Genomic DNA, 17,304 nt, shown 5'->3' with positions numbered 1-17,304 from the left:
CTACATTAGAAAAGGCTGTCCAATGCCGATATCAGCCTGTCAATCTCTTTATTTTCAATAATCAAGGGTGGTGCAAATCTGAGAATCCTATCCTGAATTCCATTAATTATAAAGCCTTTTTTCATTAATTGATCCACAAAATATGCTGCATCCTTATCAATTTCCAATCCCAGCAAAAGGCCTTCACCCCTGACATGCAAAACCCTTGCATGTTTTTCTTTGAGTTTCTCAAGTTTGTCCTTAAAATATTGACCTTTTTGACAAACCATATCTAAAAAAGATTCCTGGCTGATGATATTCAACACTTCCAGGGCTGCTGCTGTGGCAAGAGGCGTACCCCCAAAGGTTGTGGCATGACTGCCAAAATCAAACCCTGTTGCCGCATCTCCGGTCGCAAGCATGGCACCGATGGGAAGACCGTTTCCAAGAGCTTTTGCAAGGGTCATAATGTCCGGCGTGATGCCATACAGTTGGTGGGCAAAAAGCTTGCCGCACCTTCCCATGCCGCATTGGATCTCATCAAAAATCAACAATATTCCTTTTTTGTCACACAGATCCCTGACAGCCTTTAAATACAGGGCATCTGCAGGGACAACTCCGCCTTCTCCCTGAACCGGTTCCAGCATAACCGCGCAAACAGTATCATCAATTTTATTTTTCAAGGCATCAATATCATTAAAGGGAACATAAGAGAATCCTTCAAGCAGAGGATAAAATCCATCTTTAATTTTATCCTGGCCCGTGGCAGACAAGGTGGCCATGGTCCGTCCATGAAAAGATTGTTCCATCGTGATAATCTTAAACCGGTTCTTTTCCCCTTTTTTTTGAAAATATCTTCTGGCAAGTTTGATGGCAGCTTCGTTGGCCTCTGCACCTGAATTTGCAAAAAACACTCTGTCTGCAAAGCTTTTTTCACACAATTTTGCCGCAAGATCTGCCTGGGGCATGGTATAAAAAAGATTGGACACATGAACCAGGGTGGAAGCCTGCTTGGCAATAGCCTCCGTGACTTTCGGATGACAATGCCCCAGGCTGCAAACCGCAATCCCGGCTAAAAAATCCGTATATTCTTTTCCATCCTCATCCCAGAGAGTGGCGCCCTCACCTTTAACAAAAGCTTTGCCTTGTCTCAGATAGGTTTGAAATACAAAATCATCTGTTTTTTTTATTGAATCCACGTTTAAACCTCTCAGCCTTACATATATATTTGAAAGTCATCTTGAAAGTCATCAAAAATTAAAACCGCGACTTTCATGTTTTGGTTTCTGCCCTTTAGGTACTGTGGGCAAACCCGAATGACCAGATTGCAGTATAAAACAGTCAGGGCTGCCTGTGGCAGTTAATTCAAAAACACCTGGGTGCCGATACCGGAATCGGTAAACAGCTCAAGCAATACAGCATGGGGCAGTTTCCCATTGATAATATGGGCTTTTTTCACACTGTTTCTTAATGCATCCAAAGCACATTCAACCTTGGGAATCATGCCGCCTTTAATCCCGTCTGTTTCAATCATCTCTTTAATGTTTGCCGCATCCACGGAAGATACCAGTTTTTTATCCTTATCCAGTACGCCATCAACATCCGTCAACAATATCAAGCGCTCTGCCTTCAGGGCTGATGCGATCTTTGAAGCAACAACATCGGCATTTATATTGTAGGTTTCACCATTTTTGCCAACCCCCACAGGGGCAATGACGGGAATAAAACCTTTGTCGGTCAGTGTATGAATAATATCAGGATTAATGCCGGACACATCGCCAACCATACCTGGATCTATGATTTCAGGCGGTTTATTTTCATCTTCCTGGTGATAGATGGTCATCTTTTTTGCAGTAATAAGCATGCCGTCCTTTCCGGTCAATCCTACGGCTTTACCACCCTGGCGGTTAATCCTTGCAACAATATCCTTGTTAACTTTTCCGCCTAAAACCATCTCGACCACATCCATGGTTTCATCATCCGTATATCTCATGCCCCGAATAAATCTTGAGGTAATCCCCATGGAATCCAAGACTTTGTTGATCTGGGGTCCGCCCCCGTGAACCACAACCGGATTTACCCCAATGTATTTTAATAAGGTGATGTCGTTGGCAAAATCTTTTTTCAGATTTTCATCCTTCATGGCATGTCCGCCATATTTCACCACAATGGTTTTTCCGGAAAATCGTTTTATATATGGCAACGCTTCAATGAGTATGTCTGCAACATTGTTATTCATAGGATATACCTTGTCAAATCTTCATTTTCAACAATATCCGTCAATTGCTTTTTCACAAAAGAGGCATCAATGACAATATTTTTTTCTTCAATATCCGGTGCTGCAAAAAGGATATCTTCCAAAAGTTTTTCCATGATGGTATGAAGCCTTCGGGCACCTATATTTTCGGTTGATGAATTCACCTCCTCTGCAATCGAAGCAATTTTTTCAATAGCATCATTGGTAAACTCAATCTCTATGCCTTCTGTTCTCAACAAGGCAATATATTGAAGTATCAATGCATTTTTCGGCTCAGTTAAAATCCTTGTAAATTCATGGGCACCCAAAGAGGTAAGTTCAACTCTTATGGGAAACCTTCCCTGAAGTTCAGGGATCAGGTCTGACGGTTTTGACACATGGAATGCGCCGGAAGCAATAAACAGAATATGATCTGTTTTAACAGTTCCGTACTTTGTGGGCACTGAACTTCCCTCAACAATGGGCAGCAAATCTCTTTGAACCCCTTCTTTAGAAACTTCAGGCCCCTGACTTTTTTCTTTACCGGCAATCTTATCGATTTCATCAATAAAAATAATCCCGGACTGCTCAACCATGTTGACGGCTTCTGTTTTAACCTGATCCATATCAACAAGATGAGCTGCCTCTTCCTGGGTCAAAAGCTTGATGGCATCTTTAATTTTGACCTTGCGGCGCTTGGTATTCTTGGGCATCAGGTTTCCCAGCATATCTTTGACATTAATGCCCATCTCCTCAATTCCGGTATTGGAAAAAATTTCAACCATTGGAGAAGATTTGTCAGCCACCTCAAGATCAACCTGTCTTGAATCCAGCTTCCCGGATCTCAACATTTTTCTTAGCTTTTCCCGGGTAGATGCCGTGGGTTTAGGATCTTCTTCCCCCTGCTCGGTTGCAATAATATCCAGATCATTTGATATGCTTGCACCAGTTTGTGAGGACGGAGGCAGCAAAATATCCAAAATTCTTTCTTCGGCTATCCCGGCTGCTTTTTCCTGTACTGCTTCCTGCTGCCTGGCTCTTAAATTATTTACCGTCAGCTCAACAATATCCCGGATCATGGATTCAACATCCCTGCCCACATATCCCACCTCGGTAAATTTTGAGGCTTCCACCTTATAAAAAGGCGAATTGGCTAAATTGGCCAGTCTGCGGGCAATCTCTGTTTTTCCCACGCCTGTGGGACCGATCAATATAATATTTTTGGGAGCAATCTCTTCTTGAAGATCGTTGTCCAGCTGTCGCCTTCTCCATCTGTTTCTAAGGGCAATTGCAACGGATTTTTTGGCATCTTTCTGACCAATAATATATTTATCCAGCTCAGTAACAATCTGTCTTGGTTTTAAATCTTTCATTTGTTTTTATTTTCTCTAATTAAAGTTCTTCCACAGTGATATGATGATTTGTATAAATACACAAATCTGCCGCTATTTTCATGGCTTTTTCTACAATTTTCCTTGGTGCAAGATCGGTATTTTCAAGCAGGGCAACTGCGGCAGACTGTGCAGCCGTACTTCCGGAACCAATACTGATAACCCCGTCATCGGGTTCAATCACGTCCCCGTTGCCGGACAAAAGATAGGTGTTCTCCGTATCTGCTGCAATCATCATGGCTTCAAGACGTCTTAAATACTTATCAGTTCTCCAGTCCCGTGCAAGCTCAACACAGGCCCGTGTCAAGCTGCCATTATACCGTTCCAGCTTTTTTTCAAGCTTTTCAGACAAGGTCAAAGCGTCTGCTGTGGCCCCGGCAAAACCGGTAATAATTTTGTCATTATAAATTCTTCTGACCTTTCGGGCCTTGTGCTTTGTAACGATGTTACCCAATGTTACCTGGCCGTCTCCTGCTACAACAACACAATTTTTATGCCGTAAAGCAAGAATTGTTGTACCGTGAAATACCTCTTTATTCATTTTAATCACCCTATATTTTCAACAATGTATTTTCAGCGCCATATTTTTAACTTCTGGGATGGGCCTTATCATAGACCTGCATTAATCTGTCCATGCTCACATGAGTATAAATCTGGGTTGTTGAAAGGCTTGCATGCCCCAAAATCTCCTGAATTCCCCTTAAATCAGCACCACAATCCAGCATGTGAGTTGCAAAGGAATGCCGCAATGTATGTGGAGAAACAGGGACATTCAGCTGGCACTGTTTTACAACTTTATCCAGAATACGATGGATGGACCGAGAACTTAACCGTGTAAAATTTTTATTCACAAAAACCGGAATGAACTTCTCCTTTAATAACACTCTGTACTCTTTTATAGCAGCCAAAGCCCTTTTACCCACCGGCACGACCCTTTCTTTGGAACCTTTCCCAAAGACTCTAATCATTTGACGTTTAAAGTCAATATTCTCAATATTCAGGCCTTCCATTTCCGAAACCCGCATGCCTGTAGAATAAAATGTTTCAAACATGGCAAAATTTCGTTTATCCAACCAGGTCTCTTTTTTCATGGAATCCAGAAGATAGAACACATCATCAATGCTTAAAAACCTGGGGATGGGTTTTTCAAGCTTTGGAAAGGGTATCATCTCTGCAGGATTAACCAGGATCTGACCTGATGTGACCAGATAATCAAAAAAAGCTTTCAGCGACGATAACTTTCTTGCAATGGTCCGCTTGGTTTTTCCGGATTTTACAAGATGGGCAAGATAATTTCTGATGGCGGTTTTATCAAGGGTGGTAACCTGCCGCAAAAAAGATTCCTGCCGGTTGACTTCATCAGTCCCCTGGTTAAAATTATGGTTAGGATTTTGATCAAAATTTTGATCAAAAGACTTATTGTCTGTAACAAATTGAATAAATCCTGAAATATCAGAGCGATATGCACGGCAAGTATGTACTGAATACCCTTTTTCAGCCAGGAGCGTATCAACGAACCTGTCAAGAATCATGTTTCAATCCTGCATATTCCATTACAAGTTTCATATCCTCCCATACCTGGCGTTTGAATTCAGAATGCTTTAAAAGCAGTGAAGGATGAAAGGTCGGCATAACCTTAATGCCATCAATCTCATGAAATTTCCCCCGAAATTGTTCTATGGGATGTTTCGTGTTCAACAGGAACTGCCCGGCCTTTGTGCCAAGGGTAATGATAACTTTGGGAGAAATGGTTTTTATCTTTTGATACACAAATTTTATATTCTCTGCATTGCATATGAACACTGAATCAGGAGACAGGTTCATGGCATTAAGGATTTTAACAAACAACTCACCACTTTGGCCTTTAAAAAAATGTCTTTCACTGTCTATGATAAAAACAGACGCATTTTCAGGACCTTCAAACAACAAAAGTTGTTTGACCTGTTCCCGTACCCCGGGTTTATTTCCCCAATTGCAGATCAGGTTTTCAGATTCTTTTGAAATTCCCAGAACTGTATTGCCCATCTGTTTTTGACAAGAAAGGTATTGAGAAAAATCATTTATCACCCGGACAAAATCCATCTTGATTGAACCAGGATCATTTTGAATATCTGTATCCATATTAAAATCCATACCATTTTTTATAATATGATTGATCAAGCATCGTATCTTCTAAAACGATTTATATGAAATGTCAATTGCGTGATTCAAGCTGTCTTAATAGACTGTTGAAAAAATATTTATAACACAAAAATTTGACCATATTGACCTTGAATCAAAAACAATCATAAAAAAAACATATCATTGATAAAACCTTTGATTAAAAAGTTGCATAATATAGAGTTTTATGGTTTATCACTGTCATGAAAAAAAGATTTTATTCTTCGAAAAGGCCCTATAAAAATTCGACCGAACGACCTGAGACAAAACATATGAAACCAGGATCTGAAAAGTCCTTAAGACATGTGTTTAAAAAAATCGGGATACCGGAAGAAAGCAGATTCATACCAGACCCGTTTCAGGTTCAAGCCATTGCCGCCATAAAAAAATCCGATTGCCTGGTCACAGCCCCCACGGGCGCAGGAAAAACCTGGATTGCCGAGCAGGTGGCGCAAACTGTTTTGCAAAAAAAAGGCAAGGTCTGGTATGCCACTCCTTTAAAGGCATTGACCAATTCCATCCATGCACGATTTTCAATGCTTTTTGGCAAAGAAAATGTCGGGATTCTCACGGGTGATATAAAAGAAAACCCTGATGCCCCCATTGTTATCGGCACAACGGAAATATTAAGAAATCAGCTTTATGATGCCATGCATACTGGTGAAGATTTAACCTGCGATCTGATTATCCTGGATGAAGCCCATTTTCTTGGAGATGAACAACGAGGTGTTGTCTGGGAAGAAATCATGATCTATCTGCCGGTTCGAATTCCTTTACTGCTGCTTTCGGCAACCATTGGCAATCCGTTTCAAATTGCACAATGGCTGGAATCCATCAGGGGTAAAAAATGTCATGTCATCAAAAACAATGACAGGCCTGTTCCTCTTTTTCCTCTTTTTTTGCACCCTTCCGGGACCCTTTTTCCATTGATGACATCCCCGGTTCCTGGGCAAAAACAAAAACTTCATAAAAAAGTATTTAAATTTAACAGCGCTAAAAACAAGCCCGTTATGGCATATGGCAGAAATCTGCCCCCGTTTGGAGATATCCTGAACATTCTGGATAGATATCATTTGTTGCCGGCCATATTTTTTTTAAAATCAAGGGCTGAATGTGATCAGGCCATAAAACTTTGTGATTCAACATTATTAGACAAAGATCCGAAACGCAAAGCTGCATTGCTTGACAAGATCAATGAACTTGTATCCGGCAATGCTCACCTGACAAACCACAATCACCGGCACTACCTTGAACAAACTGCCACGGCAGCCCACCACAGCGGTCATCTTCCAGCATGGAAGGTGGTGGTTGAAACCCTTATGGCAGAAGGACTGCTGGACGCCATGTTTGCAACCTCCACTGTGGCGGCCGGTGTCAATTTCCCGGCAAGGTCTGTTGTGGTTCTTAATTCCGACCGGTTTAACGGGGTTGAATTCATGCCGTTAAACCCCAGCGAATTCCAGCAAATGTCCGGCAGGGCCGGAAGGCGAGGAATGGATAACATCGGATTTTGTATTGTATTGCCCGGCAAATTCATGGACTTAAATTATGTCGCAAAATTACTCAGTTCTCCCTCTACAGACATAGAAAGCCAGATCACCATCAATTTTTCCATGGTGTTAAACCTGTTGCTATCCCATACACCGGATCAGATAAAAATGCTGCTTGAAAAATCCTTTGCCTCTCATTCAATCCTGTCTGGGAAAAAAAGAGGAAAAAAAGCAAGAAAAAAATTTGGCACGGGTCTTGAACTTCTCTGGCTTGATTTTTTGGATCACATGGACTTTCTGGCCGACGAAAAATTTGTCACAGACAACGGAACCCTCACCGAGGATGGTCTTTGGGCATCAAAACTAAGGATTGATGCACCGCTTATGGTGGCCCAGAGTATCAGGGAAAATCTTTTACCCCAGAATGATCCTGCTTTATTGGCATCCATCATCGGCTCCTTTGTCAATGAAAAAGAATTCAGCGATGATCCGTTATACAACCAGGCCCTGCCCAAACGCCTGAAAGAAGCCTTTCTGGATATAAGACAAGAATTAAAACCCTTTGCCCTTAAATTGCTGAAAAAAGGGTTTGACGCACCCAACCTGTTTATTCAGCCCAGCCTGATGCTCTATCTTTGGGCACATGACAAACCATGGGAAGAATTGATAACCCAGTCTGATTTTGCAGAAGGCGATTTTGCACGATTGGTTTTAAGAACCAGTGAAAACTTAAGACAAATATCCAAATTACAAGAAACTTTTCCTCAGATTGCCAAAACAGCAAGAGAAGCGACAGACCTTATATTAAAAGAACCAGTGGTGACATTTTACAGTTAAATTTAAAATAGTTAAGCTGAAAATAAAAAATTATACGGAGTTAAAATAGATGGCGGAAGACACAAAAAAAGTAATTTATTCAATGATCAATGTAAGCAAATTTCATGGTCAAAAACAGGTACTCAAGGATATTTCCCTGTCCTATTTTTACGGGGCTAAAATCGGTGTCCTTGGATTAAACGGTTCGGGTAAAAGTTCATTATTAAAAATTCTGGCAGGGGTTGATACGCAATTTTCCGGCGAGACCATTTTGTCCAAAGGATTCAAGGTCGGCTATCTGGAACAAGAACCCCTGGTTGACAGCGAAAAAACCGTCAGAGAGATTGTTGAACAAGGCGTTAAAGAGACTGTTGACCTGTTAAATGAATATGAAAAAATTTCAGAAGAATTTGCCAATCCCATGTCTGATGATGAAATGGACAAGCTTCTTGAAAAACAGGGCAAAATCCAGGAAAAGCTGGATCATATGGATGCATGGGACCTGGATTCCAAACTGAAAATGGCCATGGATGCTTTGCGGTGTCCTCCCGAAGATACGCCGGTCAATGTAATTTCAGGTGGTGAAAAAAGGCGGGTAGCCCTTTGCAGGCTGTTATTGCAGAAACCCGACATACTCTTGCTGGATGAGCCAACCAACCATCTGGATGCCGAGTCGGTTGCATGGCTTGAAGAACATTTAAACCGTTATGAAGGAACCGTTATTGCCGTCACCCATGACCGGTATTTTTTAGATAATGTGGCCGGATGGATTCTTGAACTGGACCGTGGAGAAGGAATCCCCTGGAAAGGCAACTACTCTTCATGGCTGGATCAAAAACAAAAACGACTGGCCACTGAACAAAAATCAGAATCCAAACGCCAACAGACCCTTCAACGGGAGCTTGAGTGGATCAATATGTCACCCAAGGGCAAACGCTCCAAATCAAAGGCCAGGATAAATGCCTATGAAGACCTTCTGAAAAAAGACATCAAAGAGCAGGAACACGATTTGGAAATATTTATTCCACCCGGACCACGGCTTGGAGAAAAAGTCATTGTTGCAAAAGATGTTTCCAAAGCTTTTAAAAACAAACTGCTGGTGGAAAACATGAACTTTATCATCCCTCCTGGCGGTATTGTTGGTGTTGTAGGGCCCAATGGGGCCGGTAAAACAACGCTCTTTAACATGATCACAAAAAAAGAGACACCTGACACAGGAACAATTGAGCTGGGTCAGAGTGTAAAATTAGCATATGTAGATCAGGAAAGAGACACCCTTGATCCTGAACGAACAATCTTTGAGGTGATTTCGGATGGAAATGAAAAAATGTTTATTGGCGGCAGGGAAATCAACGCAAGGGCTTATGTGTCAAAATTTAATTTTTCCGGATCAGACCAGCAAAAAAAAGTAAAAAATATCTCAGGAGGAGAAAGAAACCGTGTCCACCTGGCCACCATGCTGAAACTGGAAGCCAACCTTTTATTATTGGATGAGCCTACCAACGACCTGGATGTCAACACGCTTCGGGCATTGGAAGAAGCTTTGGAAAGCTTTGCCGGATGTGCCGTTGTTATAAGCCATGACAGATGGTTTTTAGACAGGGTTGCCACACATATTCTGGCTTTTGAAGGCGACAGCCAGACACTGTTTTTTGAAGGGTCTTATTCTGATTATGAAAAAGACAGAAAAAAACGGCTGGGCATAAAAGCGGATCAGCCAACCAGGATAAAATACCGGCAACTGACCCGATAATTGATTTCGTTTGAACGGCAGGCAACAATCTCTTTGATCTTATTCATTTAGATTGGTATGTTGTTGAGGTACGCGACTTTCAAACGTAAGATCTTACAAACCTGTTAAAAGAAGAAATGCAAAAAAGGGATATTGCTATGAAAACCATTATGTTTTTTATACTCTCTTTGCTGTTACTGGAATGTTCACCTGCCTGGGCAACGGCAGAAGATGCCCAGGCATTTTTCAAGACCAAACTGGATAACGTGCTTTTAGTACTCAAAGAGAGTAATCTGGATGACCAGGCAAAAAAAGAGCGGGTGATGCAGATCATCATACCTGTTTTTGACCTGGAGCTTATGGCCAAGCTCTCCGTGGGCAAAAAATACTGGAGCGGTTTTTCCAACACCCAGAAACAACGCTTTACCGATGCATTCCGCAAACGGCTCCAGGCCTCCTACCTGGGCAGCATCATGAAATTCACCACTGAAGAAATTTTGTACCAGACGCCCTTGAACGAACGAAAAAAGATCTACCTTCCCCTGAAACTGATTTCCGGGGATACCCGCTATGAGATGCTTTACAAACTGTATGAGTCACAAAATACCTGGAAAATTTATGATGTGGAAATAGAAGGTGTCAGTATCATCAGGTCATACCGAGCCCAGATCAATGAGATATTGGGCAAAGCCGACTTTGAAGAACTGGTGCAACGATTTGAAAAACCGTCACTCTGACAGGATGCCGTAATTTTACCGGCAATGTATTGCTTATGAAACTTTTGCATTTTCTTTTTATTGGATTTTATGACCGGTTTGTACTGAAACGGCCAGGCATAGTCATCCTTTTGTTGTTGATGGTGATCGGGACGCTGGGTTATCAGGCAAGACATTTCCGGCTTGACGCATCGGCAGAATCCCTGTTGCTGGAAAATGACAAAGACCTGCAGTATGCAAGAAAAATTTTTGCCCGTTACGATTTACAAGATTTTCTTTTAATCTCATTTACCCCAAAAGAAAACCTGTTTTCAGATGCCTCCCTGACCACATTGTCCCGGCTGAAGGATGATCTCATGGCATTGCCAAGGGTTACGTCGGTGGTTTCCATCCTGGATGCCCCTTTGCTGGAAAGCTCTGGTGCAACCCTCAAGGAGATGGCCCAAAACATCATGACCCTTCAATCTGCTGAAGTTGACCGCAGACTGGCAAAGCAGGAACTTTCCAAAAGCCCCCTGTATCAAAATCTCCTGGTCAGTCCGGATGCACGGCACACTGCAATTCAAATCAATTTTCAAAAGGATATAGAATACCTTGACCTGCTGGATCAACGCAACAAGATAAATAAAGAACTGATAAATGAAAAGGCAACCCCTGCCCTGCAAGCAGAACAAAAAGAAATCACCAGGAAAATTCATGATCAGCAGGAACGTATAAGAAAAGCAGAACACGAAAATATCGCGGCGGTACGGAAGATTATGAAAAAATACCAGTCTGCAGGCAAATTATTCCTGGGAGGAGTAGACATGATTGCGGACGATCTTCTCACCTTTATCCGCAATGATCTGAAGATATTCGGCACCGGCGTTTTCCTGCTTCTGGTACTTACCCTGGCCCTTATTTTCCGGCAGATTCGCTGGATCATCCTGCCGCTGACGTGCTGCGCAGGTGCCGTAATTTCCATGATGGGAATTCTGGGGATGTTCCAATGGGAAGTGACCGTGGTCTCCTCCAACTTTATCTCCCTGCAGTTGATCATAACTCTTGCCATGGTCATCCATCTGATTGTGAGCTACCGGGAACAGCTGCAACAAAACCCGGAAGCCGGACAACAGGAACTTGTGCTGGCCACACTCCGGACAAAAGCAAAACCCTGCCTTTATGCAGCCCTGACAACCATTGCGGGATTCGGTTCCCTGCTGTTGTGTGACATCCTTCCTGTGATCACCTTTGGATGGATGATGAGCGCCGGTATTCTGGTCTCCCTTTTGATCACCTTTCTGTTCTTTCCGGTCGGTATGATGTTAATGAAAAAAAAGTCTCTTTCCAAAAAAAATGAAGGCTTTGACCATTTCGCAACCCAATGGCTGGCAAAATTTACCCACAGGCACGGTAATGCCATCCTGGCTGTCACGGCAATCACCTTTATCCTGTCATTTGCGGGGATTGCACGGCTGGAGGTGGAGAACAGCTTTATCGACTATTTTAAGAAAAATACTGAAATTTATCAGGGCATGAAAATAATAGATCGGAACCTGGGGGGAACAACCCCCATGGATATTGTAGTTCAATTGGAACCACCCCATACCCCGGTGCAGGTTGCACAACAAGAAAACACCTTAACAGACGCCCATAACGACAATTCGGATTTTGAAATATTTGACGAGACTGACGAGGCCGGGGATGAGGAAAAATACTGGTTTACCTCAGACAGGATGACTAAAGTTTTGTCCATCCATGACTACCTGGAAAACCTGCCGGAGATCGGCAAAGTACTTTCCCTTGGAACGCTTTTACAGATTGCCCAGCAGTTTAACAACGGCAATCCCCTGGACAATTTTCAACTGGCCCTTGTGTACAGTGAAATTTCTGATGAAATGAAAGCCAGGATACTCACCCCCTATGTTTATATTCCCAATAATGAGGTCCGTTTTTCACTGCGCGTCATGGATTCTTCAAAAACGCTGAAACGGGATGCCCTGATCAAGCAAATCAGATCCGACCTGATACATCAGCTGAAAATCCCGGCAGATCAATTCCGTATCACCGGGATGATGGTGCTGTACAACAACATGCTGCAAAGCCTTTTCCATTCCCAGATCCTGACCCTGGGCATGGTTGTGGCAGCCCTTTTCACCATGTTCATGATCTTGTTTCGTTCATGGAAAGTTTCCCTGATAGCTTTGTTTCCCAATCTTTTTGCATCCGGGGCAGTACTGGGTATAATGGGATGGTTTGCCATTCCCCTGGACATTATGACCATCACAATTGCCGCCATCAGCATAGGTATTGCCGTGGATGACACCATCCATTATATCCATCGGTTCAAGCACGAATTAGAAATAGACCATAACTATACACAAGCCATGTACAGAAGCCATGCAGGCATTGGACATGCACTCTACTATACTTCCTTGACCGTTATTATTGGATTTTCCGTCCTTACCCTGTCCAATTTCCTGCCAACAATCTATTTTGGCCTGTTCACCAGCCTTGCCATGCTGATTGCCCTGATCGCCTGCCTTACCTTACTGCCCTATTTGTTGATCCGTTTTAAACCTTTCGGGTAAAGGCTCAATACCTTCAAACTTCTGTCCTACGGACTATCTGTTCGCAGCACTTACTCTCAAAGGAACATTTCTTAAATACTTAGCATAGCTTTTGCCATCCTCCCCAGCAAAGCTGAGGGATTAATTCTGTAATCATCTTGAATTAAAGGCCTTGATTAAACTAAAAATCGTTACTGCTGGCGAATAACCAAGACCTTTAATTTCAAAAACTGCTATTATAGGGTTGGTTTGTACAAGTGGGGTTCAATTCTGAAGCAGTATCAAAATTTTACGCGAACACCAAACAGATACCCCATATCAACGTTATTTTCATCTGTATCAGCAACCTCGGCAAATATACTGACATTCTTATGCGCTGGAAATTTGTAGGTTATATTGGCATACCATGCAGAAATATCTTCATCCGAACTTTTATCCGGTTCAATCATTTGATATCCAACACCAAAGGTTGTGTTTATGGATTTTACAGGAATTTTAGCAAATAAATTCCAAAAGTCCAGTTCATCTTCAGCAACACTGTAATCTGCACCGACTTTGACAAACTTGGCATCATAAGAAAGGCTGATTCCATAAATATCTTCACTTTGATCACTTCCGGAAGCTTCATACGTCTGATAAGCCGTTCCAACTGTAAAGCCTGCAAATTTCATTTCAGCATAAATATCTGAAAAAGTACCATTTCCATCACTTTTTTCACTTTCAGCCTCTATCTCATGAGTAGCAATAATATTAAATTGAAAATCGTCTAAACTAAACTTAAAAGCGGCACCAATAATATCGTCACCATCAGTATGACCGATTCTATCAAACGCATGACAGGAAAGGGGCTCTTCATAGGCTCCCTCTATACCAAAATAATCCGCCGCACTATCGGTTTTTCCCATAAAAATCTTACCCCCTTTGTACCCAAACCCCAGGTAGGCTTCTTCCAAATGGGGATCTGCGTCACTGTCGGGTTTATCTGCAGCATTTTTGAATCCGAAGTCCAGTTGACCAAAGGCTGAAAAGCCATTACCAATATCGTACTTAATGCTATTTTTAATCTCCAAATCGTCATACTCAACGTCAAGATCCTGATCTTTTCCGACATCCTTTCTCAGCTGGATTTGCAAGTCTGCTTTAATATCATATGTCACTCCGTCTTTTTTATAAACTGTAATTGCATGGGCTTCTCCGGCAGAGATGATCAATACCGCCATAATCATTGAACACAAAATCTTTTTCAACTTTTTTTCTCCTTTTATAAAAAAATAATATGCATAATACAAAACAGACAATATGTTTAATGTGTCATGCATGGTTTAAGCGTTGCCAAAACACAACACTTTTTCCTAATAGTGGTGTCCACTTTTGTCGGACAGTTGATTAAACAACAAATTTGTTAGGGGAGCTTTATTACTTTAATAGAAAATATTTATCATTATGTTAGAATATGAATAAATTCAAAATTTCATTTGCCTTGGAAACCTTCCTTTGATATTGCTTCACTGAATTTCATTTTTATCCTTTATTTCGGGATTTAAGCATGGCAGGGAATCCAAAAGGACAAATTTACAATAACTGCCAAGGACAGACCTGATATTTCATCTTGGCTTGTCCATAACAAAACATGAAAGTCACTGTTTGGATTTTTGAAGACCTTCATATAAAAAAACCATTAAAAAATATCCATTCAGACCGACACAACAATTATGCAAGGAGGAAACATATGATGAAAAAGTTTAGAACAGGCTTGTTGTTAATCCTGATATGCATTGCTTCATCTGCCTGGGCTGATGTTGCTTTAATGCTACCTGAGAATATTAATTTGATTGCTGTAAACGGTAAAAAAACAAAAAATCTTTCAGAGGTAATATTGATGGATGGTGTTAACCAGATCGCTGTCCAGTTCCTGGACGAATTTGGCAGGAATAATGAATCGGAAATAGAATATTCAGAAATTTTTGTAATTAAGTTCAGAGCCCAGAATCAAACATTACATCTTAAAACTCCACATATCGCGGATAAGCATGATGTAAAAAAACTTAATGACACACCGGAATTTTATATTTTGAATAACTCCAACCATGTCATCCAAATTCATGTTGACACATTAAAAAAGGAAGGCCTGCAACTAATGAGAGACTATGAACAAGAACTCTGTCTCTTTAACAAAAGCCATTCTTCTGCTGCGGCTACATTCTCCCAGAAAAAAACAAGATATACTGAAACCGTGCCCCCGAATAACAGCCCAAATGTTAAAAAGGCAACTCATTCAAAGGTTAAAACAAACTGCCAACAAATAGATCAAGAGACATATAGCATGTCATCGGATGTGGCTGAAACAATGTTGAAATACTGGTATGGGCAAGCCGATGAACAATCTCGCAGAAACTTCAGAGAGTGGCTTAAATGCTCTAATTTTTGATCCCTCAGCCTAAAAAATCAAACAGGCTGTGAAAGAATCACAAAATATGTTTTGCTAATCAATTTATAACTGCTGTTTAATTAATATCTAATAGAAAACTGGTAGGATTATTTCTCTTAAAATCAAACTATAGAATAAGGAATAATAAATGAAGAACTATCCCTGTCAAAATCTATTATCTGGTATCATCTTTTGTACACTCTTAATCTGTACCTTATTCGTTGTCCGGGTTGGTAGCTGTTCCAACCTCAAAAATCCCGACATTGGTGGTGGTAAAATACTCTTATATTCAACAAGTGGCGATTTTAAAGGTTTTGCAAATGTCGGCAGTTTACCTGATATGGTGACATTCTTACCAGATGGGAATTGTTTGATTTCTGCCAATGAAGGAGAACCAAATGATAATTATTCAGTTGACCCAAAAGGATCGATCAGTATCGTTAAGCTGGACAGAAATCTCAAGGGCCTGGTACAGGAGGTGAAAACTCTTACATTTGACCATCTTCAAGTCCCTGACGTCCGTATTAAACCTGGATCAACGCCGGATGTTGATCTTGAACCCGAGTATATTGCCATAAATGAGGATGGTTCAAGAGCTTGGGTCACACTACAAGAAAATAATGCCATAGCAATTGTTGATCTGAAAGCCAAAAAAATATCTAATATAAAATCATTGGGCTATAAAAAATTTGAGAGGATCGATATTGACTCAAAAGACGGGGCCAATGTTGCATCGGCACCTGATAATATTATGGGGCTGTACCAGCCAGACACTATAGCAACATACCGCGTTGATGGCGTCGATTATATCGTTACTGCCAATGAAGGGGATGATCGAGAATATAATGACTGGGAAGACTATGCAAAAGCTATTTCTTTGAAAGAGAAAAAAAAGTGTAAATTTTCAACCCAGCTTGAACAGGATATCCTTAACAAAAAAAGTAAGAATAAACTGAGAATACTCAAGGACATGGGATTGGATGCAAATGGTGTTTATACGAAACTATTTTTAGCTGGAACCCGCTCTTTTTCAATATGGGATGCCGATTGTAACCAAGTTTACGACAGTGGTGAGGCATTTGAGACCTATTTGGCAGCCAACTATCCCGATTCTTTTAACACACGTGTGGACAATACTAAAAAGCAAAAAGACATTAATAAATTAAAAAATGATAATATTCCATATGAAAAAATAGGGGAAAAAGCTTATTTTTGGGAGGGTGTCGATGCCAGAAGCCAGAAAAAAGGTTGTGAACCGGAGGCCCTGGCGCTGGCAAAAATCGGATCAGAAACGTTTGCTTACATTGGACTGGAGAAACAAGGTGGTTTTTTCATTTACAATATCACAAACCCTAAAAATCCAATGTTTGTGGATTACATAAATAACATTAAGTACAGTTCACTACCGACACAAAGCGGTGACCTTGCACCGGAAGGCATGAGCGTATTTGTACAGGACAAAAAGCACTATCTGGCAATAGCAAATGAGTTGAGTGGTTCCATATCAATATATCGGCTCTTAAACACTGGTATTGCAAAGAAGCTGGCTTCACTGAATATTGGTTCGTTTGATGCGAATGCGGCTGAAATCCTTGCCTATGACTCAAATGGTAAGCAGCTTTTTGTTACAAATGGTGAGACAAAAACTGTTGATATTATTGACATAACTTCCCCGGATAATCCACTGAAAGTTGGAAAAATAGATTTTTCAGAGCATGCCCACAGCCTTCAAAGTGTTGCAGTTAATAACGGATTAGTTGCAATCGCCGTAAAACGCAAATAAAAATATGGGCTTGGTGATTATCAT

General features: G+C 41.2%; 13 protein-coding genes. 6 read left to right on the top strand and 7 right to left on the bottom strand.

The window, feature by feature from the left end; genetic code table 11:
- Window positions 1-5 precede the first annotated feature (5 nt).
- From BLT94_RS05620 to BLT94_RS05595, 6 genes are all read right to left on the bottom strand, one after another.
- Window positions 6-1,178: an acetylornithine transaminase gene (locus tag BLT94_RS05620; protein WP_092231388.1), complete on the bottom strand. Its 1,173-nt coding sequence runs from the start codon at window positions 1,176-1,178 to the stop codon at window positions 6-8.
- Window positions 1,179-1,339: 161 nt separating this feature from the next.
- A complete protein-coding gene (gene argB / locus BLT94_RS05615; RefSeq protein WP_014957925.1) occupies window positions 1,340-2,218 on the bottom strand; it encodes an acetylglutamate kinase in 879 nt (292 codons plus the stop codon).
- Entirely contained in the window at window positions 2,215-3,588 is a 1,374-nt protein-coding gene (gene hslU, locus BLT94_RS05610; RefSeq protein WP_092231385.1) for an ATP-dependent protease ATPase subunit HslU, read from the bottom strand. Before hslU ends, argB begins: the two co-directional genes overlap by 4 nt.
- Before the next feature lie 19 nt (window positions 3,589-3,607).
- Complete coding sequence (hslV, locus tag BLT94_RS05605; protein ID WP_014957927.1) at window positions 3,608-4,147, bottom strand: ATP-dependent protease subunit HslV; 540 nt, start codon at window positions 4,145-4,147, stop codon at window positions 3,608-3,610.
- A 46-nt stretch (window positions 4,148-4,193) separates the two neighbouring features.
- A complete protein-coding gene (locus BLT94_RS05600; protein WP_092231382.1) occupies window positions 4,194-5,138 on the bottom strand; it encodes a tyrosine recombinase XerC in 945 nt (314 codons plus the stop codon).
- Entirely contained in the window at window positions 5,128-5,727 is a 600-nt protein-coding gene (locus BLT94_RS05595) for a uracil-DNA glycosylase (protein ID WP_175530284.1), read from the bottom strand. Before BLT94_RS05595 ends, BLT94_RS05600 begins: the two co-directional genes overlap by 11 nt.
- 242 nt (window positions 5,728-5,969) lie before the next feature.
- Here BLT94_RS05595 and BLT94_RS05590 point away from each other — a divergent pair, with 242 nt between their 5' ends.
- The 4 genes from BLT94_RS05590 (at window position 5,970) to BLT94_RS05575 (ending at window position 13,090) form a co-directional block, all read left to right on the top strand.
- Complete coding sequence (locus BLT94_RS05590) at window positions 5,970-8,093, top strand: DEAD/DEAH box helicase (protein WP_092231377.1); 2,124 nt, start codon at window positions 5,970-5,972, stop codon at window positions 8,091-8,093.
- A gap of 49 nt (window positions 8,094-8,142) precedes the next feature.
- The gene (ettA, locus tag BLT94_RS05585; RefSeq protein ID WP_092231374.1) at window positions 8,143-9,825 is read left to right on the top strand and encodes an energy-dependent translational throttle protein EttA; all 1,683 of its coding nucleotides are present in this window, start codon (window positions 8,143-8,145) and stop codon (window positions 9,823-9,825) included.
- 137 nt (window positions 9,826-9,962) lie between these two features.
- Window positions 9,963-10,541 carry a Tgt2/MlaC family protein gene (locus tag BLT94_RS05580; RefSeq protein ID WP_014957932.1) on the top strand — a complete coding sequence of 193 codons (579 nt, stop codon included), beginning with the start codon at window positions 9,963-9,965 and terminating at the stop codon, window positions 10,539-10,541.
- 35 nt (window positions 10,542-10,576) lie between these two features.
- Window positions 10,577-13,090: an efflux RND transporter permease subunit gene (locus BLT94_RS05575; protein ID WP_092231372.1), complete on the top strand. Its 2,514-nt coding sequence runs from the start codon at window positions 10,577-10,579 to the stop codon at window positions 13,088-13,090.
- A gap of 260 nt (window positions 13,091-13,350) precedes the next feature.
- On the opposite strand, the gene BLT94_RS05570 is transcribed toward BLT94_RS05575, so the two are convergent.
- Window positions 13,351-14,316 carry a porin gene (locus BLT94_RS05570; RefSeq protein ID WP_175530283.1) on the bottom strand — a complete coding sequence of 322 codons (966 nt, stop codon included), beginning with the start codon at window positions 14,314-14,316 and terminating at the stop codon, window positions 13,351-13,353.
- A 482-nt stretch (window positions 14,317-14,798) separates the two neighbouring features.
- Here BLT94_RS05570 and BLT94_RS05565 point away from each other — a divergent pair, with 482 nt between their 5' ends.
- Together BLT94_RS05565 and BLT94_RS05560 are read left to right on the top strand one after the other, a co-directional pair.
- Window positions 14,799-15,497 (top strand): YccT family protein, encoded by a 699-nt coding sequence (locus tag BLT94_RS05565; protein ID WP_175530282.1) that lies wholly within the window; start codon window positions 14,799-14,801, stop codon window positions 15,495-15,497.
- A gap of 148 nt (window positions 15,498-15,645) precedes the next feature.
- A complete protein-coding gene (locus BLT94_RS05560; RefSeq protein WP_092231364.1) occupies window positions 15,646-17,280 on the top strand; it encodes a choice-of-anchor I domain-containing protein in 1,635 nt (544 codons plus the stop codon).
- Window positions 17,281-17,304 lie beyond the last annotated feature (24 nt).

The organism is Desulfobacula phenolica, from assembly GCF_900105645.1.
Taxonomy (GTDB): Bacteria; Desulfobacterota; Desulfobacteria; order Desulfobacterales; family Desulfobacteraceae; genus Desulfobacula; species Desulfobacula toluolica.
This window is presented reverse-complemented; position numbering and strand designations above follow the sequence as displayed.